Source organism: Micromonospora sp. AMSO12t, from assembly GCF_008806585.1.
Lineage (GTDB): Bacteria > Actinomycetota > Actinomycetes > Mycobacteriales > Micromonosporaceae > Micromonospora > Micromonospora reichwaldensis.
In genome coordinates this window covers 1-20460 of sequence record NZ_WAAS01000054.1, presented here as the reverse complement: position 1 = coordinate 20460, position 20460 = coordinate 1, and the positions used below count along the sequence as shown (strand labels likewise).

Here is a 20460-nt window from a genome sequence, read left to right as displayed (position 1 = left end):
GACCGGCTCTGTCCAGGAGGCTAGTGCAGGTCGGACGGCACCCGGGCGACGCCGACCGGGCAGCTCAGCCCGTTCGGGCCGTGGTTGCAATAACCGTTCGGGTTCTTCGTGGGCGCCAAATACTGCTGGTGCATGTCCTCGGCGAAGTAGTACTCGCCGAGCCGGTCGATCTCGGTGGTGATCTCGCCCTTGCCGGCCCGCGCCACGATCGGTGCGAACGCGTCCCGGGACGCCTGGGCGGTGGCGAGCTGCTCGTCCGTGGTCACGTAGATCGTCGACCGGTACTGGGTGCCCACGTCGTTGCCCTGGCGCATGCCCTGGGTCGGGTCGTGGTTCTCCCAGAAGACCTTCAGCAGGTCCTCGTAGCTGATCGTGGCGGGGTCGTAGACCACCTGGACCACCTCGGCGTGCCCCGTCATCCCCGAGCACACCTCCTCGTACGTCGGGTTCGGCGTGATGCCGCCCGCGTAGCCGGCGGACGTGGTGATCACACCCGGCAGCGTCCAGAACAGCCGCTCGGCGCCCCAGAAACAGCCCATGCCGAACACGGCCACCTGGGCGCCCTCCGGGAAGGGACCCTTGAGCGGGGTGCCCAGCACCTCGTGCCGGTCCGCGATCGGCATCGCGATCAGGCGACCCGGCAGGGCCTGGTCGGAGGTGGGCAGTTCGGCCTTCATGCGGCGCAGGAACACGGTGGGACTCCTCTCGTAACTCTCCCAGCGTGCAACACCGCCGGATCCGCCTTCCTTACCCGCTCCACCCACACTCAGGCGACCGCCGCCCACGAGAAGGTCACAGCCGTCCCCCGGGTAGCGGCGGCGCGCTCGGGCCGGTCACGCCTGCCACCCGCTCCGTCACTCCTGGTGACATGGCCCGCTGGCCGCGCCTCCCTCGCCTCACCCGCTTTGCTCTGCATCCCTATATGCAACAGTCACGCTGGGTGGTGGCTAGTCCTGTCCTGGCGGCGCCAGCGTTTCGTGTCGCGGCAGGTCAGTGGCCTGGTGCGGATATGGCTGCAGAGCAAAGGGCGCGAGATGGCACCCGGAGCGCCCCGCGCGCCCGTCGCAGAGCGTGACGCATGGTCATCGTTACCGTATGTGACGAAGGGTGTCGAGAGGTGCGCGTCAGGGGAGTCCTGCCGCCCGCCACGCCTGCCCCGCTTCGCGTGGGCTGTCGCGTTCGCCCCGGTTCTCCGCCCGCTCTTCTTGCCTCCGCCGGCCCCGCTGGCCTCTGCCCGCTCCGCTGGCCTCTGCCCGCTCCGCTGGCCTCCGCCCGCTCCGCTGGCCTCCGCCCGGCCTCCGCCCGCTCCGCCCGCCTCCGGGCGGCTGGGGCGCGTCAGAGGGCTGCGGTGATGCGGGCGGCGTAGGTCTCGGCCTCGGCGTCGTCGGCGTAGCGGGTGCGCGGCCAGAAGAAGCCGCGCAGGCCGTCGCCCTTCGTGCGTGGCACGACGTGCGTGTGCAGGTGGGGGACGGACTGGGACACCTTGTTGTTCATCGCCACGAACGTCCCACCGGCCTCCGTGCCGGTCTCCACGGCGACCGCGAGCCGCCGCACCAGGCCGAAGTAGCCGGCCAGCGCCTCGGCGGGCAGGTCGGCCAGGGCGACCAGGTGCGTGCGCGGCACCACCAGCACGTGGCCCTTGAAGACCGGCCGGGTGTCCAGGAACGCCACCCCGTCGGGCTCGTCGGCGACCCGGAAGGCGGGAGTCTCGCCGGCCACGATCCCGCAGAACACGCACCCGCTCATCCGTCCAGGCTATGCCGGCCGCCCGGATGGGAGACGCCCCCGCGCCGGCCCGCCGCCGTGGGCGCGGACCCGACAGCACCGTTCCGTTCCAGCCTTCGGGACGGGGGATTAGCCTCACGGGATGAGTCACGGCTTCGACACGCTCGCCATCCACGCCGGCCAGGACCCCGAGGCCCGCACCGGCGCGGTGATCCCACCGATCTACCAGACCAGCACCTACGCCCAGGACGCCGTCGGCGCGCCCCGGCTGGGCTACGAGTACAGCCGCTCCGGCAACCCGACCCGCGACGCCCTCCAGGAGTGCCTCGCCGCGCTGGAGGGCGGCCCGGTCGGGCTCGCCTTCGCCAGCGGCCTGGCCGCCGAGGACACCCTGCTGCGTACCGTCTGCAAGCCGGGCGACCACGTGGTGATCCCCGACGACGCGTACGGCGGCACGTACCGGCTCTTCGCCCGGGTGGCCGAGCGCTGGGGGCTGGACTTCACGCCGGCGAAGGTCTCCGACCCCGACGCGATCCGGGCCGCCGTCGAGCCGGGCCGGACCCGGATCGTCTGGGTGGAGACGCCCACCAACCCGCTGCTCGGCATCGCCGACATCGCCGCGCTGGCCGGCGTCGCGCACGACGCGGGCGCCCTGCTGGTCGTCGACAACACGTTCGCCTCGCCGTACCTCCAGCAGCCGATCGCGCACGGCGCGGACGTGGTGGTGCACTCGACCACCAAGTACATCGGCGGCCACTCCGACGTGGTCGGTGGCGCGCTGGTCGCGGCCGACGCCGGGCTCGGCGAGGAGCTGCGCTACCACCAGAACGCGATGGGCGCGATCAACGGGCCCTTCGACGCGTGGCTGACCCTGCGCGGCATCAAGACCCTGGGCGTACGCATGGACCGGCACTGCGACAACGCCGAGCGGATCGCGGCCTATCTGGACGGGCACGCCAAGGTCGGTCAGGTGATCTACCCGGGGCTTCCCGCGCACCCGGGCCACGAGGTGGCCGCGAAGCAGATGCGCCGCTTCGGCGGCATGATCTCGTTCCGGGCCGCCGGCGGCGAGGAGCACGCCGTCGAGATCTGCAACCGGACGAAGCTCTTCATCCTCGCCGAGTCGCTCGGCGGCGTGGAATCCCTGATCGAGCACCCGGGCCGGATGACACACGCAAGTGCTGCCGGCTCGCCGCTTGAAGTTCCCGGCGATCTCGTGCGACTGTCTGTCGGCATCGAGACGGTCGACGACCTGCTCGCCGATCTGGAGCAGGCGCTGGGCTGACCGCTGGCTGGGAGGGTGGCCGTGCAGGACATCATGCCGACCTGGGTGGGGGCGACCGCCAAGCAGATCGCCCGGGGCGTACGCCGGGGCGACGTCACGGCCACCCAGGTCGTCGCCGACCACCTGGACCACATCGCCCGGGTCGACGCCGACCTCGCCGCGTTCCGCACGGTACGCGGCGGGGAGGCGATCACCGAGGCGGAGAAGGTCGACGAGCAGGAGGACCTGGCCAACCTCCCGCTGGCCGGGGTGCCGGTGGCGGTCAAGGAGAACACCGCCGTCGCCGGTCTGCCCACCTGGAACGGGTCGGCGGCGGTGCGTACGCCGGTGGCCGAGGCCGACCACGAGGTGGTCCGGCGGCTGCGCGGTGCCGGCGCGGTGATCCTCGGGGTGACCCGGATGCCGGAGCTCGGCCTCTGGGGCCTCACCGACGACGAGACGGCCGTGACCCGCAACCCCTGGGACACCCGGCGTACCCCCGGGGGCTCGTCCGGCGGCGCGGCCGCGGCCGTGGCCGCCGGCCTGGTGCCGATCGCCCACGGCAACGACGGCCTCGGCTCGATCCGCATCCCGGCGGCCTGCTGCGGCCTGGTCGGGCTCAAGCCGGGCCGGGGCGTGGTCCCGTGCCAGCTCGGCGCGGACGACTGGTTCGGGCTGACCGAGCACGGCATGCTGACCAGCACGGTCGCCGACGCGGCCGTCGGCTTCTCGGTGCTGGCCGGCCGCCGCCCGGACAAGCTGGTGCCGCCGCAGCGGCTGCGGGTGGGCGTCTCGCTCCGCTCGCCGGTGCGGGGCGTGCACGCCGACGCCCCCAACCGGGACGCGGTCGCCGCCGCCGGCCGGCTGCTCGCAGGCGCGGGGCACGACACGGTGCCGGCCGACCCGGTCTACCCGACGGCCCTGGGGCTCCAGGGCATCGCCACCTGGCTCGCCGCGGCCGCCGCCGACGTCCGCGCCGCCGGGCTGGACCGGCGCGGCCTCCAGCGGCGCAGCCGCCGGCACGTCGCCCTCGGCGAGTGGGCGCAGCGGCGCGGGTACGTCCGGGAGGCCGACCGGGCCGCCTGGCGTGAGCGGTCGATCGGCTTCTTCGCCGACCACTCGATCGACCTGCTGCTCACGCCGGCCCTGGCGACCGTGCCACCGGAGGCCGACGGCTGGTCCGGCCGGTCCTGGCGGGCCAACATGCTGACCAGCATCCGGTACGCCCCGTTCGCCGCGCCGTGGAACATCGCCGGCCTGCCTGCGCTGGTGGTGCCGGTCGGCCGCCGCCCGGACGGGCTGCCGGTCGCCGTGCAGCTGATCGGCCCGCCCGGCAGCGAGCTGCTGCTGCTCGGCATCGCCGGCCAGTTCGAGATGCAGGCACCCTGGTCCCGGCACGCCCCCGGCTACCCGCGGATCCCCGCCCCCGTCTGAGGGGTGGCGTGCCGCGCGTCGGCGCGGGTGGCGGGTGGCACGATCAGGGCATGACGGAACTGGTCGGTCTCGCCGACGTACGGGCCGCGCGGGAACTTCTCGCCGACGTCGTCCGCACCACCCCGCTGGAGCCCTCCCGGCCGCTCAGCGCGGCGCTGGGCGGGCCGACGTGGCTCAAGTGCGAGAACCTGCAACGCGCCGGCTCGTACAAGGTGCGCGGCGCGTACGTGCGGATCTCCCGGCTGTCGGAGGCGGAGCGGGCCGACGGAGTCGTCGCGGCGAGCGCCGGCAACCACGCCCAGGGTGTCGCGCTCGCCGCCGGCCTCGTCGGTACGCACGCCACGGTCTTCATGCCGGTGAACGCGCCCCTGCCGAAGGTCGCCGCCACCAAGGGCTACGGCGCCCAGGTCGAGCTGGTCGGCAACACCGTCGACGAGTCCCTGGTCGCGGCGCAGAACTACGCCGAGCGGACGGGCGCGACGCTGATCCACCCGTTCGACCACCGGGACGTGATCGCCGGCCAGGGCACGGTGGCACTGGAGATCCTCGAACAGTGCCCCGAGGTCAGGACGATCATCACGGGGGTGGGCGGCGGCGGGCTGGTCTCCGGCATGGCGGTGGCGGCCAAGGCGCTGCGGCCCGACGTGCGGATCATCGGGGTGCAGGCCGCCGGCGCCGCCGCCTTCCCGCCCTCCCTGGTGGCCGGCGAGCCGGTACGCCTCCCGTCGTTCGGCACCATCGCGGACGGCATCGCCGTCGGCCGGCCGGGGGAACTGACCTTCACCCACGTCCGCAAGCTGGTGGACGAGATCGTCACGGTCTCCGAGGAGGACATCTCCCGGGCGCTGCTGATGCTGCTGGAGCGGGGCAAGCAGGTGGTGGAGCCGGCCGGCGCGGTGGGCGTGGCCGCGCTGCTGGCGGGCGTCGTCGAGGTGCAGGCGCCGGTGGTGGCGGTGCTCTCCGGCGGCAACATCGACCCGCTGCTGATGTTGCGGGTGATCGAGCACGGCCTCGCCGCCGCCGGACGCTACCTGCGGGTGACGGTGCGCTGCTCGGACCGCCCCGGCCAGCTCGCGTCGCTGCTCGGCGAGATCGCCGAGCACCGGGCGAACGTGGTGGACGTGGAGCACCAGCGGGCCAATCCGCACCTGCGCCTGGGCGAGGTGGAGGTGGCCCTGTCGGTGGAGACCCGGGGGGTCGAGCACTCCGACACGCTGATCAGCGCGTTGCGGGCCAGCGGCTACCAGGTGGTCTTCGCCGGCGAGGCGTGACACCGGGACCGGTGCCACGCCTCGCGGGGTCGCTCGTCGTCGCCCGGCCGGATCGGCGCTCGGGCGGCCGTGTCGCCAGCCCGGGCCGCCTCGGCCCGGCGGGGGCTCAGCCGGAGAACGGCTCGAAGCTGACCACGGTCACCTTGATGTCGGCCCCGCTGGGGGCGGTGTAGGTGCAGGTCTGGCCGGCCCGGCCGCCCAGGATCGCCTGGCCCAGCGCCGACTCCGGGCTGTAGACCGTCAGCTCGGTGGTCGACGCGATCTCCCGGGAGCCGAGCAGGAAGGTCTCGGTGTCGTCCTTGTCGTCGTCGAAGTAGATCGTCACGACCATGCCGGGCGACACCGCGTCGGCGGCCTGCGCCCCGCCCACCTTGGCGGTGCGGAGCAGTTCCTTGAGGTAGAGGATGCGCCCCTCGGCCTTGCCCTGCTCCTCGCGGGCGGCGTGGTAGCCACCGTTCTCCCGCAGGTCGCCCTCCTCGCGGCGGGCGTTGATCTCGGCGGCGATGACCGGCCGGTTGGCGATCAGCTCGTCGAGCTCGCCCTGGAGCCGGTCGAACGCGTCCTGGGACAGCCAGGTGGCGGGCGCCTCGTTGCCAGTGGACACAGGCGTTCTCCTCGTTCGTGCGTGCTGGCTGACAGGTGAACTTCCAAGTTACCAGTGCGGTACGACACAGGGCGCGCTCGAACACCGGCGGTACCCCCGGTGCCCGGGCCGCCGAGGCTGTCCGGGCCGCGCGCCCGAGCCCGCGCCGTGGCCGCTCAGCCCGCGGGCCGGCAGCGCAGCACCTCGCCGACGAAGGGGCGGGCGGTGGTGGCCAGCCGGTGCTGCGCGGTCACCTGCCGCTGGTCGGGCCGGGCGGTCACCGTCACCTCTTCCCGGCCCACCTCGGCGCCGTCGCGGTCCCGGGCGCGCAGCAGGCAGACCGCCGAGCCGCCCTTCGGCACGGTGACCCGGAAGTCGACAAGCACCTGGCTGTCGGTGATCCCCGTGTAGGTGATCACCTCGGCGTCGTAGTTCGGGTCGCCGTACTGCCGGTAGAGCCGCACCGCGACCAGGGTCATGACCGCGACCAGGGCGACCACCAGCAGCGCCACCAGCAGCGGCCGGCGCCGCCCGGGCTCCCGGCGGCGGCCGTACCGACCGGGCGGGAAGGCCGGCGCGCCCGGCGGAAGTGTGGCGTGCGTCTCGGTCACCGGCGGGTATCTCCTGGCGTCGTTGTCGGGGGCATCGGCAAGAATGGCAGGGTTCCATCTTCCCAGCCCGTCACGTCGTCAAATATGACAGGTCGGCACCGGCAGGTCCCGGCGCGGGGGGAAGATTCCGGCAGGTCAGCCGGGCGGTCCCGCGGGGGGTCCGCCGGGGCCAGAGACGAGGAGCGCCGACGTTGGCAGAGCAACTGCGACTGATGGCCGTCCACGCACACCCCGACGACGAGTCGAGCAAGGGCGCCGCGACCATGGCGAAGTACGTCGCCGAGGGCGTGGACGTCCTGGTGGTCACGTGCACCGGCGGCGAGCGCGGCAGCGTGTTGAACCCGAAGATGGACCGACCGGACGTCTGGGCCAACATCGCCGACGTCCGCCGGGCGGAGATGGACGCCGCGCGGGCGATCCTCGGCGTCGAGCAGGCGTGGCTCGGCTTCGTCGACTCCGGCCTGCCCGAGGGCGACCCGCTCCCGCCGCTGCCCGAGGGCTGCTTCGCCCTCCAGGACGTCGAGGTGGCCGCCGGCCCGCTGGTGCGGCTGATGCGCCAGTTCCGTCCGCACGTCGTGACGACGTACGACGAGGAGGGCGGCTACCCGCACCCCGACCACATCATGACCCACAAGGTCAGCGTGGCCGCGTTCGAGGCCGCCGGCGACCCGGAGCGCTATCCGGAGCTGGGCGAGCCGTGGCAGCCGCTCAAGCTCTACTACGACATCGGCTTCTCCCGGGGCAAGATCATGGCGCTGCACGAGACGCTGCTCGCCGCCGGCCTGACGTCGCCCTACGAGGAGTGGATCAAGCGCTGGGAGGACCGCACCGACAAGGGCCCCCGGATCACGACCCGGGTCGAGTGCGCCGACTACTTCCCGGTCCGCGACGACGCGCTGCGCGCCCACGCCACCCAGATCGACCCGGACGGCTTCTGGTTCCAGGTGCCGATGGAGATGCAGCGGCGGGCGTGGCCGACGGAGGACTTCGAGCTGGTGCGCTCGCTGGTCGACAGCCCGCTGCCCGAGTCGGACCTCTTCGCCGGGGTGCGCGAGACGGCCCATGCCCGCTGATCCGGGCCGGGGCTACCCTGGTCACCAACCGCACACCGGAGGAACGCCATGCTGACCGCCGCAGAGGTGCTCGCCCAGAACAACTTCGGGGACACCCGCACGGGTGGCCTGGCCGGGCCGATGGGCCTCTTCCTCATCCTCGTTCTGGCCACCGCCACCGTCCTGCTGATCCGCAACATGAACTCCCGGCTGCGTCGGCTGCCCGACCGGTTCCCCCAGCAGGGCCCGCCGGCGACCCCCGACCAGGCGGACGCGGCAGTCGTCGATCCGACAGAAGGTGCGCTGACGCAGGATTCATCCTCCGCCGCTCCCACCGGGCGTCAGCAGCGTCGCAACGGCTAGTCCGCCCATGATTCACGTCGAACCCGGTCGTCGCCCCCTGTTGCGGCCACCGGGTTTGCCTTAGCCTCTCGCCGGGGGGACCAAGAGTTCCCGAGCCGTGCGCGGGAGGGGGCGCCGATGACCACCACACCACCGGTCGCCCGTCGTACCGGCGAGCGGCCCGCAGGCGGAGCGGCCCGGTGACCTCCGGCAGGGCCGGCGAGTCGACCGACCGGGTCGAAGCCCGCGGCACCCCCGCGCGGCTGCTCCTGCTCACCGCTGCCGTCGCGCTGACCGCGCTGGTCGCCGCCGGGCTGGGGTGGACCGCCCCGACCCACCTTCCCGCCGACGACCCGCTCGGCGGGCCGGCCCGCTTCGGCCTCGCCGTCGCCGTGTTCGCCGTCGCCCAGTTGGCCCGGCTGCGCTTCCGCACCGCCGCCGGGATGGTGAGCATCACCTGGGGCGAAGCCGCGCTGATCATCTGCCTCTACCTGACGCCCACCGGCTGGCTCCCCTCCGCCGCGCTCCTCGGCGCCGCGCTCGCCTGGTCGGCCATGTCGCTGCTCGGCGACCGGCGGCCGGTGCTGGAGGTCGTCCGGATCACGGCGTCGCTGACCGCCGCCACCGCCCTGGCCGTCTCCGTCACCACCGTGCTCGGCGAGCCGCTGCTGGCGACGCCGACCCCGGCGCTCGCCCTGGCCGTGCTCGCGGGCTCGGTCGCCTACCTTCTCGCCACCGCCTGGCTCGGCGGCGCCACCCTGGCGCTGCGGCACGGCATCCCCGTGGCGCCGCCGCTGCTCGCCGCGCTGCGGGGCAAGCTGCTGATGTTCGTCGGCAACGTGGCCGTCGGCCTGGTCGTGGTGGCACTGCTGGAACTCGACGCGCGCTGGCTGCTGCTGCTCCCACCGCCGCTCTGGCTGCTCCAGCAGACCTACCGGCACCGGCTCCGCGCCGACCAGGAGCGGCGCACCTGGCGGGCCTTCGCCGAGGCCACCGCCGCGCTCAACCAGCTCGACGAGCGGGGCGTCGCCACGGCCGCCGTGACGGGCGCGCTGACCCTGTTCAACGCCGAACTCGTCGACGTCGACGTGGCCCGGGGCGACGGCCGGTGGCGGCGCTACCGGGGCGACCCGGGCGGCCAGCTGGTCGACCGGGAGGTCGCACCGCCCGGCCGGACCGAGCCGGAGGACCACGAGCTGGTGCGTACCCTCTCCGTGGGGGCCTCCCGGGTGGGCGAGCTGCGGGTCCGGTTCCCGCGCTGCGCGCCACCCAACGCCCGGGAACGCGACGCCGTGGCCGCGTTCGGCGACGCGCTCGCCGCCGCGCTGCACGACGCCGCGACCCACCGCGAGCTGCGCCTGGTCACCGCCCGCTCGTCGTACGAGGCGGTGCACGACCAGCTCACCGGGCTGGTGAACCGGTCGGCCCTGCTCAGCAAGGGCGACCAGGCGCTGCGCCAGCTCGCCCACGACCACCCGGTGGCGCTGCTGCTGCTCGACATCGACCAGTTCAAGGAGGTCAACGACACCCTCGGGCATGCGGCCGGCGACCAGCTGCTGCGGTTGACCGCCAACCGGCTGGGCGCCCTTGCCCGCCCCGGGGACCTGCTCGCCCGCCTCGGCGGCGACGAGTTCGCGTTGCTGCTGACGTCGGTCCCGGTGATCGGCGACCGGGCCGCCCCCATGGCGTACGCGCTGCGGCAGGCCCGCGAGATCGCCGAGCGGCTCGCCGCGCCGACCGAGGTGGCCGGGGTGCGGATGTCCGTCGAGGTCTCCGTCGGGGTGGTGGTCGCCGACGCCGGCACCGCCGACCTGACCGAGCTGCTGCGCCGGGCCGACATCGCCATGTACCAGGCCAAGGAGGGCGGCGGCAGCGTCGCCGCGTACGACTCCGCCCGGGACGCCGCCAGCACCGATCAGCTGGCCCTGCTGGCCGAGCTGCGCGAGGCGCTGAAGACCGACGACCAGCTCGTGCTGGCGTTGCAGCCGGCGGTCGACCTGACCACCGGCGCCCCGACGGGGGTGGAGGCCCTGATCCGCTGGCGGCACCCGCGCCGGGGCTGGCTCGGGCCGCACGACTTCATCCGCCCGGTGGAGAACAGCGAGCAGCTCGGCACCTTCACCCGCTACGTGCTGGACAAGGCGCTCGCCGTCGCCGCCGGCTGGGCCCGCGACGGGCTCGACGTGCCGATCTCGGTCAACCTGTCGGCGCGCAGCCTGCTCGACCCCCGCCTGCCCACCGAGATCGCCGACGCCCTGCGCCGGCACCAGGTGCCGCCGGACCGGCTGGTCCTGGAGATCACCGAGACTGTGGTGATGAGCGAGCTGGAGGTCATTGACGAGGTGCTCGCCACCCTGCGGTCGATGGGCGTGCAGCTCGCCGTCGACGACTTCGGCACGGGCTTCTCCTCGCTGACGTTCCTCACCCGGATCGCGGTGGACGAGCTCAAGGTGGACCGTTCCTTCGTGATCCGGATGGCCGACTCCCCGGAGGCGGCGGCGATCGTACGGACCACCGTCGGCCTCGCCCACGAGCTGGGGCTACGGGTGGTCGCCGAGGGCGTGGAGACCGCCGAGCAACGCCTCGCGCTGGCCGAGCTGGGCTGCACGGCCGCCCAGGGCTACCACTTCTTCAAGCCGATGCCGGCCGACAAGATCGGCGCGGTCCTCGGCACCCTGCTCGACGAGGCCCGCCCCAACGTCTTCCCGCTGCGCGCCGACGGCGCCTCCTGACCCCACCCGCCGCACGGCCGGTCCACGTCGGAGCGCGGGCGGGCGCGTCACCGGGTGGTTATGGTCGTCGGGTGAACCGACTCGCTGACGCCACGAGCCCGTACCTGCTCCAGCACGCCGACAACCCGGTCGACTGGTGGCCGTGGTGCGACGAGGCGTTCGCCGAGGCGAAACGCCGGGACGTGCCGGTGCTCATCTCGGTCGGCTACGCCGCCTGCCACTGGTGCCACGTGATGGCCCACGAGTCGTTCGAGAACGAGCAGGTCGGCGCGCTCATGAACGACGACTTCGTCTGCGTCAAGGTGGACCGCGAGGAACGCCCCGACGTCGACGCCGTCTACATGACCGCCACCCAGGCGATGACCGGGCAGGGCGGGTGGCCGATGACCGTCTTCGCCACGCCCGACGGCACCCCGTTCTTCTGCGGCACCTACTTCCCCCGGGCGAACTTCGTCCGGCTGCTCCAGTCGGTCGCCGCGGCCTGGCGGGACCAGCGCGACGCCGTCGTCCAGCAGGGCGCCGCCGTGGTCGAGGCGATCGGCGGCGCGCAGGCGGTGGGCGGGCCCACCGCGCCGCTGGACGCCGCGCTGCTCGACGCCGCGGCCGACCAGCTCGCCAAGGAGTACGACGAGGTGAACGGCGGTTTCGGCGGCGCGCCGAAGTTCCCGCCGCACATGAACCTGCTCTTCCTGCTGCGGCACCACCAGCGCACCGGCTCGCCGCGCAGCCTGGAGATCGCCCGGCACACGTGCGAGGCGATGGCCCGGGGCGGCATCTACGACCAGCTGGCCGGCGGCTTCGCCCGCTACTCCGTCGACGGGCACTGGACCGTGCCGCACTTCGAGAAGATGCTCTACGACAACGCGCTGCTGCTGCGGGCGTACACCCAGCTCTGGCGCCTGGCCGGCGATCCCCTCGCCGCCCGGGTCGCCGCCGAGACCGCCGCGTTCATGATCGACGACCTGGGCACCCCCGAGGGCGGCCTGGCCTCCGCCCTCGACGCCGACACCGAGGGCGTCGAGGGGCTCACCTACTCCTGGACGCCGGCCCAGCTCGTCGAGGTGCTGGGGGAGGACGACGGCCGCTTCGCCGCCGACCTGTTCGCGGTCACCGACGAGGGCACGTTCGAGCACGGCACGAGCGTGCTGCGGCTGGCCCGGGACGTCGACGACGTCGCCCCTGAGGTGGCCGCCCGGTGGGAGCGGATCCGGGCCCGGCTGCGCGAGGTCCGCGACGCCCGACCCCAACCGGCCCGCGACGACAAGGTGGTCGCCGCCTGGAACGGGCTCGCGGTCACCGCGCTGGTCGAGCACGCCGCGGTCACCGGGGATCCCGTCACCGCCGCCGCGGCGGTCCGGATCGGCGAGGTGCTGGCCGACCGCCACATCGTGGCCGGGCGGCTGCGCCGTGTCTCGCGCGGTGGCGTCGTCGGCGAGCCGGCCGGGGTGCTGGAGGACCACGGCTGCGTGGCCGAGGCGTTCTGCGCCCTGCACCAGCTCACCGGCGAGGGGCGCTGGCTGGAACTGGCGGGTGGACTGCTCGACGTCGCGCTGGAGCGGTTCGCCGCGCCGGGCGGCGCCTTCTACGACACCGCCGACGACGCCGAACGGCTGGTCAGCCGACCGGCCGACCCCACCGACAACGCCACCCCGTCCGGGCGCTCGGCGATAGTCGCGGCGCTGGTCGCGTACGCGGCGCTGACCGGGGAGACCCGCTACCGGGAGGCCGCCGAGGCCGCCCTGTCGACCGTGGCGCCCATCGTCGGCCGGCACGCCCGGTTCACCGGCTACGCGGCCACCGTCGGCGAGGCGCTGCTCTCCGGGCCGTACGAGATCGCGGTGGTCACCGACGAGCCGACCGGGGACCCACTGGTCGCGGCGGCACACCGGCACGCCCCGCCCGGCGCGGTGATCGTGGCGGGCCGCCCGGGCCAGCCCGGGGTGCCGCTGCTCGCCGACCGGCCGATGGTCGACGGGCGGCCCACGGCGTACGCCTGCCGGGGTTTCGTCTGCGAGCGCCCGGTGACGACGGTGGACGACCTGGTCGCCCAGCTCGGCCGGCGCTGACGCTCTCACCCGACCCTGAGGCTTCCGGCCGTCGCTCAGGCTGCCGCCCGGGTGCGGGGGTGCCTCCGGTCCGTGCCGGTGCTCACGGCCAGAGTTGCTCGCGTTCCCAGCCCGTGCCGGTGCGGCGGTAGCGCAGCCGGACGTGCCGGCGCTGCGCGTCCGCCTGCCAGAACTCGACGAGGTGCGGCGCGACCGCGTAGACGGTGTGCGTCTTGGCGACCAGATCGGGGTCGGTGGCCAGCCGCTTCCGGATCCGGGCCAGCTCGCGGTCCAACTCGGCGCGGTCGGTGAGCACGTCGCTCTGCCGGCCGGCCAGTCCGGCCATCCGTGACCCTTCGGGCCGTGCCAGGAAGTCGGCCCGGGAGACGTCGGGGTCCGCCGGGGCGGCGATTCCCCGCACCCGGACCTGGCGGCCCTGCTCGCGCCAGTGGAAGCTGAGCGCGGTCCGGGGGTTCTCGGCGAGCTGGCGGCCCTTGGCGCTGGCCGAACTGGTGGCGAAGTGCCAGCCGGCCTCGTCGAGGTCCTTCAGGATCAGCACCCGGGCGTCCGGCATGCCGTCGGCGTCGACGGTGGAAACGGTCATCGCGTGCGGCTCGTCGACGCCCGCGTCGATCGCACCGGCCATCCACTCGACGAAGAGGGCCAGCGGCTCGGCCGGGGCGGCGGCAGGATCGAACGACGGCATGTCGTGCGCGAGCACCGGCAGGCCACGGAGCAGACTGCGAATCGTCATGCCATGATCCTTTCAGCAGCGGCGGTGGGTGTTCGATGCGCCATCCGGCGGCGCAGGTGGCGGGGCGTCCCGATAGGCTGGCGCCGCTATGGATTCCCGTACCGGTCTGCCCGTTGTCGGCATGGTGGGCGGCGGCCAGCTGGCCCGGATGACCCACCAGTCCGCGATCGCCCTCGGCCAGTCGCTGCGCGTGCTCGCGCTGGCCCCCGACGACGGCGCCGCGCTGGTCGCCGCCGACGTCCAGTACGGCGACCACACCGACCTCGCCGCGCTGCGCACCTTCGCCAAGGCCTGCGACGTGGTCACCTTCGACCACGAGCACGTCCCCACCGAGCACATCCGCACGCTGGCCGCCGAGGGCGTGAAGCTCTTCCCACCGGCCGACGCGCTGCTGCACGCCCAGGACAAGCGGGTCATGCGGGAGCGGCTCGGCGAGCTGGGCGCGCCGAACCCGGCGTGGCGACCCGTCGCCGAGCCCGCCGACCTGGCGGCGTTCGGCGACGAGATCGGCTGGCCGATGGTGCTCAAGGCGGCCCGCGGCGGGTACGACGGCCGGGGCGTCTGGATGGTCGACGACGCGGCGCAGGCCGAGGAGCTGGCCACGACCCTGCTGGCCGGTGGCACCCGGCTGATCGTCGAGGAGCGGGTGCCGCTGCGCCGGGAGCTGGCCGTGCAGGTGGCGCGCTCGCCGTTCGGGCAGGTCGCCGCGTACCCGGTGGTCGAGACGGTGCAGCGCGACGGCATCTGCGTCGAGGTGCTCGCCCCCGCACCGGGCCTGCCGGAGGAGCTGGCGGTCGCCGCCCAGCAGCTCGCCATCGACCTGGCCACCGCGCTCGGCGTGGTCGGCCTGCTCGCCGTGGAGCTGTTCGAGGTCGCCGACCGGGCCGCGCCCGGGGGTAGCCGGATCGTGGTGAACGAGCTGGCGATGCGGCCGCACAACTCGGGGCACTGGACCATCGAGGGCGCACGCACGTCGCAGTTCGAGCAGCACCTGCGGGCGGTGCTCGACTACCCGATGGGCGACACCTCGCTGACCGCTCCCGTGGTGGTGATGGCGAACGTCCTCGGTGGCGAGCCGGGCGGGATGTCGATCGACGAGCGGCTGCACCACCTCTTCGCGGCCGAGCCGGGTGCCAAGGTGCACCTCTACGGCAAGCAGGTGCGGCCCGGCCGCAAGATCGGGCACGTCACGGTGCTCGGGGACGACCTGGACGACGTACGGACGCGGGCCGCGCGAGCCGCCCGCTGGTTGCGGGAGGGGCGGGCGTGAGCACCGTTGGACTGATCATGGGCAGCGACTCGGACTGGCCGACGATGAAGGCCGCTGCCGAGGTGCTGGACGAGTTCGAGGTGCCGTACGAGGTCGAGGTCGTCTCGGCGCACCGTACCCCGATCAAGATGATCGACTACGGGCGCGCCGCAGCCGACCGGGGCCTGAAGGTCATCATCGCCGGGGCGGGTGGCGCCGCCGCCCTGCCCGGGATGGTCGCCTCGGTCACCCCGCTGCCCGTGATCGGCGTCCCGGTGCCGTTGAAGCACCTCGACGGGATGGACTCGCTGCTCTCCATCGTGCAGATGCCGGCCGGCGTGCCGGTAGCCACCGTGTCGATCGGCAACGCCCGCAACGCCGGGCTGCTCGCCGTCCGCATCCTGGCCGCCGCCGACCGTGCCCTGCTCGACCGGATGTCGGCCTACCAGGCCGACCTGGAGCAGTTGGTCGCCGAGAAGGACGCGGCCCTGCGCGCCTCCCTCGCCTGACGTCTCCGCGCCGGCCGGACCCTGAGACTCGTCACTGTGGGTGACGGACGCCCGGGTTGCGCAGGGTTGCGGTGGCGGCTCGGGGCGCCAACCCCTCCTCCGCCCCTTTGCTCTGCATGCCTCCGCGCACCAGCGTCCTGAGCTGGGGTTTCCGCAAAGTCGCGGTGGTTGACGCCTCAAGCATTCGTCACGCACGGTGACTGTTGCATCGATGGGTGCAGAGCAAAGGGAAGACGGGGCAAGTGCCCGGTCGAGCCGAGAAATCACGCTACGTGTTCTCCGGGTCGGTGATCCAACGGCCGGCCTCTCGACGGGGCCAATCAGCAGTGGCAACTGATCGCGGGGGACGGACCCCCGCCGATCTCATCGCATGCCGCGCAGGGCCGTCTGGAGGCGTTCCTGGGCCCGGCGCCGGCGTTCGTTGCTCGCACCGAGCGCCAGCAGCAGGATGCCGACGGGGATCAGGGCCAGCCACGGGCCCAGGCTGAACAGGGCGTGCACCGCCGCGATCGCCGTCACGGCGGCGCCCACGATCACCGGCGCCTGCTGCTGGCTCATCGACCCGAAGACGAGGACGGCCACGGCGCCGAGCAGCAGCAGCACCTGGCGCAGCGTGCTGGAGTCGGTGGCCAGCACGATCGCCAGGGTCGGCACGAACGCGGCGACCAGCGCGGGCCCGTACGCGACCCAGCTGCTCAGGTCGGGCCGGTGCCGCAACTCCAGCACGCCGACGAGCAGGGCGAGTGCCGCGAACGGCAGCGTGTAGGCCTCCGGCAGCGCCACGTCGGCCACCCGCATCAGGATCCACCAGGCGGCGATCTCGCAGACCACCACCGCCCAGAACAGGATGCGCCGCTCCACCGGCCGGCGGCCCGGTCGGGTCGCCGCCACGCCCAGCACCGCACCCCAGGCGGCCAGCAGCGCCGCGATGTGCCGGGGCGAGTCGAACGCCAACGCCAGGGCGATCAGGGCGGCGGCGTACCCGCTCCACTCGACGGTGGCCGCCTCCCGCTGGGCCTCGGGGCGACGCAGCCGGGGCAGGGTCGCGGCGAACACCTGGAGGGCCGCGCCGACCGCCAGTACGCCGAACGCGGACCAGACGGCCGCGAGGCCGGCCACCAGGCCGGCGGTGAGCACGAAGAGCTGCGCCATCAGCGAGGCGAACAGCCAGCCGAGGATGCGCGCCCGCTGGGTGGTGCCGAAGATCGCGGCCACCGCGCCGACGCCGACCGCGCCGCCCAGGGTGAACAGGGTCAGCTCCCGCGTCGCCAGGCCGCCGACCAGGCCCGCGCTTCCGGCGGCCAGGCCGATGGCGAAGACGAGCACCCGGGCCAGCCGCAGCGAGCGGGCCCGCTCGGCCAGCGGCGGGGGCGGGGTGAGCGCCAGGCCCAGCATCGAGATGGTGAACACGGACAGCGCCGCCAGGGTGCTCGCCGGCCAGCCGTTGCCGAGCGAGACCGGGGTGATCAGCAGGGTGACGGCGGCGCCGGGCAGCACCACCGGCACGGCCCGGGAGCGTCGCCCGCCGCTGAAGCCGGTGGCGGCCAGCGCGGCGGTCGCGGTGAGCAGCAGCGCGGTCAGCACGTGGGTCGCGTCGACCGCGTCGGGGGGCGGGGTGAGCAGCTCCGGCGGCGGCCCCTGCCAGACCCGGCCGAGACTGCGGTGCGGGTCGACCAGGGCGACGACCAGGGACGGCGCGATCGACACCAGCGCCAGGGCGGTGGGCAGCGCGGCGGCGGCGAGCGCACCGGCGGCGGGGCTGACCCGCCAGCGGCGCCGCGTGCCGTCGTCCGGCAGTCGCCGCAGCGCGCCGTCGAGCAGCACCGACCAGCGCCGGACCGGCTGGGCCGCGCCGACCGGCGGTTCCGTCGCGCCCCGCACCAGCTCGGCGAGCACCCCGAGCAGGGCCGCCGCGGCCGCGTAGACGCCGACGGGCATGCCGGCGGGGACGGCGGCCAGGGCGCTCACCGTGGCGCCGCCGACCACCGCCGCGCTCGCCCAGGGCAGGTACTGCGGGATCCGTCGCCGGACGGCGGCCACCGCCGCCAGGCCCAGGCTCGACGCGGCCAACGCGGCGGTGAGCAGCACCTCCGGCGCGCGCCCGAACTCGGCCGCCAGCGCCGCGACGGCGCCCGGGAACGCGAGCAGCGCGGCACCGGCTGCGGCGCCCCCGATCTGGGCGAGGTGCGGCGGCATCCCCTCGGTCTCGATGTCCTCCACCAGCGGCACGGCCAGCGACCGGGCCAGCGCCGCCACCACGATGCCGATCAGCGCGATGCTGCCAAGCGCCAGCGCGGTGGTCCACGGCCGGACCAGTCCCGCCCCGGCGGCGTGCAGGGCGACGACACCGGCCACGACCGCCCGGGACAGGCCGGCGCGGGGGTCGACCGCGGCCACGGCGGCTGCCCCGAAGACCGTGGCGACCATGCCGCCGACCAGGACGGGCGACCACCACGGCAGGTCGAACGCGGCCGGCGCGCCGATCGTGGCGAGCACGGCCGCCGCGCCCGACACGTCGTACTTCCACGGTGGCGGCAGCAGGACGGCGGCGGCGACGCCGAGCAGGGCCAGCGCGACCGGGGCCTGCCACGTCGACCCACCTGTCGGCCCGGCCGGCCAACCGGTCAGGTCACCGGCCCAGATCGGGCCCGGGGTGGCGAGCACCCCCAGGCCGCCCCGCAGCGCGCTCCAGCCGGCCAGCAGCCCGATCAGCACGCCGCCGACGGCGAGGCCGACGATCGGCCCCCGTCGCCACTCCTCCGGCATGGCCCGGGCGGCCACGGCCACCACCAGCACCAGCGCGGCGGCGACGGCGAGCTGCCCGCCGGGGGCGAGCACGGCCGCGATCCGGGCCAGAGTGGCGATCAGGGCGGCGGTCACCGCCGCGGCGGCCAGGTCGGAGCCGTCCAGGGTGAGGTCGGAGCGCCGGCCGGCGTCGATGGGGCCAGCGAACACCACCATCGCGGCGGCGACGAGCAGCAGGCCGCCGACCCAGGCGTCGGCGGCGGTGGCGCCCGGGGCCCCGAAGGCGGCGGCGGTGACCGTGACCGCGCCGAGGGCGGTACCCACCGCCAGCGGCGTCGGGATGCGACGCTGGGAGACCTGCACGATGGCGGCGTGCCCGAGGGTGACGCAGACCGCCAGGAAGCTGGCCGCGAGCACCGGGACGGTGACCTCGCGCAGGCTCGCCGGGGTGGGCGTCGGGTCGACCGGCACGGTCGCGGCGACGAAGGCGGCCACCGCGCCCGGCAGCGCGAACGCCGCGCCCCCGGCCGCCCAGGCCGAGACGGTGTCGGCCGCCGCCGGGGCGAGCCGCATCCGGGGCGCCACGGCGACCAGGACCCCGGCGGCGAACAGGGTGAGCAGGACCGCGGTGGTCAGCGCCGGCCGGGCCAGTCCCGCGCCCGCGCCGAACAGGCCGACGCCGGCGGCGGTCGCCGCGTGCGCCAGCGCCGCGCGTTCGGTGCGGGCGGAGAGCCCGACCACCCCGATGCCGACCGCCGTCAGCACCATCGGCCAGGGCGCCACCGCCCAGCCGAGACCGAACGACGCCGGTACGGCGAGCGCGGTCAGCGCCGCGCCGACCACGGCGAACTCCCGGCGGATCTCGGGCGGCAGGGCCAGCACCGCGGCGACGGTCAGCAGGAAGGCGCTCGCGGCGAGCTGCCAGGCTGCCGGTCCGACGGCCGCCGACAGCTCGACCGGGTAGCGGTCCAGGTCGGCCGCCCAGGCCGGCAGCGCGGCCCGGACGGGGGCGACCCCGGCGCGCAGGGCGCCCCCGGCGACCACCACCCCACTGACCGTGAGCGCCACCGCCGAGGCGAGCTGCGGCCCGCGGCGGGCCGCCTCCGGCACCGCCCGCACGGCCAGCCCGGTCAGCGTGATGACCGCCGCGATCAGCAGCAGCGCCCGCCCGGGGAACGCCACCGAGGCGATCCGGCTCAGCGCGCCGATCACGGCGAGGGTGAAGATCCCGGCGCCGAGGTCGGGCAGCGGCGGCCGGCGCAGCACCAGCGTCCCGGCCAGCCCCACCGCGGCGGCCAGCAGCAGCACCACGCCGGCCCCGGTGGCGACCGGCACGGTGCCCGCGCGGAGCAGGGCGGAGACGGCGTACGCGAGGGCGAGGGCGACCGCCACCCCGTGCAGCACCCAGGTCAGCTCGCGCAGCCACGGCACCGGGCGGGCGGCCGGCACCCGTTCGTGCGCCGGCAGCCCGCCGTCGACCACCTCGCCGACCTCCTCGGGCGCCCCCTCCGGCCGGCTGTCGGCGCGGCGCTGCCGGGGCGTGGCCGGGGACCCGGCGGGTGCCGCCGAGGGCCCGGGCAGGTCCCGCCGGACCGGCCGCTCCACGGTGACCGCGGACCGCGCCAGCCAGAGGTCGAGCAGGGCCACCGCGGTCAGCACGAGCGCCCAGCCGGCCGGGCCGGTGATCCGGTCGGACGCCAGCAGCGGCAGCACCGGCTGCGCGGCCAGCACCGTGGCGAACCGAGGCGCGCGCAGCCCCGTCCAGCCCGCGTAGCCGAAGGAGACGCCGGCGGTGACGGCGAAGATGACGCCGGCGAAGATCGCGCCCGAGGCGCCGCCGTTGCCGATCCGGTCCACCGCCCACAGCGCGTACCCGGCGAGCGGCACCAGGAGCAGGCCGACTGCGGAGATGGTCTCGGCGGTCGAGGTGAGCCCGCGCCGGGCCAGCACCGGCGGGGCGAGCAGCATCAGCACGGTCGCGAGCAGCAGGATGCCCAGCCGGGCCAGCGCGTCCATCGAGCTGGTGGCCACCGCGGCGAAGACCACGGCGGCGACCCCGAGCAGCAGCGCGCCGAGCCCGAGGGGGATGTTCTGCACCTCGCGGGAGGACGCCTCCGGGGGGTGCTCCGGGTCGTCGGCGTCGA

At 74.9% G+C, this 20460-nt stretch carries 15 protein-coding genes; 9 read left to right on the top strand and 6 right to left on the bottom strand.

The window, feature by feature from the left end; genetic code table 11:
- Positions 1–20 precede the first annotated feature (20 nt).
- Both msrA and F6X68_RS11275 read right to left on the bottom strand, forming a co-directional pair.
- A complete protein-coding gene (gene msrA, locus F6X68_RS11285) occupies positions 21–692 on the bottom strand; it encodes a peptide-methionine (S)-S-oxide reductase MsrA (protein ID WP_151454225.1) in 672 nt (223 codons plus the stop codon).
- Positions 693–1335: 643 nt separating this feature from the next.
- Complete coding sequence (locus tag F6X68_RS11275) at positions 1336–1746, bottom strand: HIT family protein (RefSeq protein ID WP_151454224.1); 411 nt, start codon at positions 1744–1746, stop codon at positions 1336–1338.
- A 121-nt stretch (positions 1747–1867) separates the two neighbouring features.
- Between F6X68_RS11275 and F6X68_RS11270 the strand changes: the two genes are divergently transcribed.
- Genes F6X68_RS11270 through ilvA form a run of 3 tightly spaced genes read left to right on the top strand, consistent with a single transcriptional unit; the run spans position 1868 to position 5694 of the window.
- A complete protein-coding gene (locus tag F6X68_RS11270) occupies positions 1868–3010 on the top strand; it encodes a cystathionine gamma-synthase (RefSeq protein WP_121396518.1) in 1143 nt (380 codons plus the stop codon).
- A gap of 15 nt (positions 3011–3025) precedes the next feature.
- Complete coding sequence (locus F6X68_RS11265) at positions 3026–4423, top strand: amidase (protein ID WP_151454223.1); 1398 nt, start codon at positions 3026–3028, stop codon at positions 4421–4423.
- A gap of 50 nt (positions 4424–4473) precedes the next feature.
- Complete coding sequence (ilvA, locus tag F6X68_RS11260; RefSeq protein WP_151454222.1) at positions 4474–5694, top strand: threonine ammonia-lyase; 1221 nt, start codon at positions 4474–4476, stop codon at positions 5692–5694.
- A gap of 106 nt (positions 5695–5800) precedes the next feature.
- Here ilvA and greA read toward each other — a convergent pair whose 3' ends face one another.
- Positions 5801–6298: a transcription elongation factor GreA gene (gene greA / locus F6X68_RS11255; protein ID WP_132233490.1), complete on the bottom strand. Its 498-nt coding sequence runs from the start codon at positions 6296–6298 to the stop codon at positions 5801–5803.
- A gap of 155 nt (positions 6299–6453) precedes the next feature.
- Positions 6454–6888 carry a DUF4307 domain-containing protein gene (locus tag F6X68_RS11250; protein WP_151454221.1) on the bottom strand — a complete coding sequence of 145 codons (435 nt, stop codon included), beginning with the start codon at positions 6886–6888 and terminating at the stop codon, positions 6454–6456.
- Positions 6889–7079: 191 nt separating this feature from the next.
- Between F6X68_RS11250 and mca the strand changes: the two genes are divergently transcribed.
- From mca to F6X68_RS11230, 4 genes are all read left to right on the top strand, one after another.
- The gene (mca, locus tag F6X68_RS11245) at positions 7080–7961 is read left to right on the top strand and encodes a mycothiol conjugate amidase Mca (RefSeq protein WP_151454220.1); all 882 of its coding nucleotides are present in this window, start codon (positions 7080–7082) and stop codon (positions 7959–7961) included.
- A 48-nt stretch (positions 7962–8009) separates the two neighbouring features.
- Positions 8010–8303: a hypothetical protein gene (locus tag F6X68_RS11240; RefSeq protein WP_151454219.1), complete on the top strand. Its 294-nt coding sequence runs from the start codon at positions 8010–8012 to the stop codon at positions 8301–8303.
- Between the two features lie 248 nt (positions 8304–8551).
- Entirely contained in the window at positions 8552–11014 is a 2463-nt protein-coding gene (locus F6X68_RS11235; protein WP_225852144.1) for a bifunctional diguanylate cyclase/phosphodiesterase, read from the top strand.
- A 71-nt stretch (positions 11015–11085) separates the two neighbouring features.
- A complete protein-coding gene (locus F6X68_RS11230; protein ID WP_151454217.1) occupies positions 11086–13080 on the top strand; it encodes a thioredoxin domain-containing protein in 1995 nt (664 codons plus the stop codon).
- A gap of 82 nt (positions 13081–13162) precedes the next feature.
- Here the strand turns inward: F6X68_RS11230 and F6X68_RS11225 are convergent, their stop codons facing one another.
- Complete coding sequence (locus tag F6X68_RS11225) at positions 13163–13813, bottom strand: pyridoxal 5'-phosphate synthase (protein ID WP_151454216.1); 651 nt, start codon at positions 13811–13813, stop codon at positions 13163–13165.
- A gap of 88 nt (positions 13814–13901) precedes the next feature.
- Between F6X68_RS11225 and F6X68_RS11220 the strand changes: the two genes are divergently transcribed.
- Complete coding sequence (locus tag F6X68_RS11220; RefSeq protein WP_151454215.1) at positions 13902–15083, top strand: 5-(carboxyamino)imidazole ribonucleotide synthase; 1182 nt, start codon at positions 13902–13904, stop codon at positions 15081–15083.
- Complete coding sequence (gene purE / locus F6X68_RS11215; protein WP_132233504.1) at positions 15080–15571, top strand: 5-(carboxyamino)imidazole ribonucleotide mutase; 492 nt, start codon at positions 15080–15082, stop codon at positions 15569–15571. The genes F6X68_RS11220 and purE overlap by 4 nt, the downstream gene beginning before the upstream one ends.
- Before the next feature lie 363 nt (positions 15572–15934).
- Here the strand turns inward: purE and F6X68_RS11210 are convergent.
- On the bottom strand, positions 15935–20460 hold a 4526-nt coding region (locus F6X68_RS11210), incomplete at its 5' end, for an SCO7613 C-terminal domain-containing membrane protein (RefSeq protein WP_151454214.1).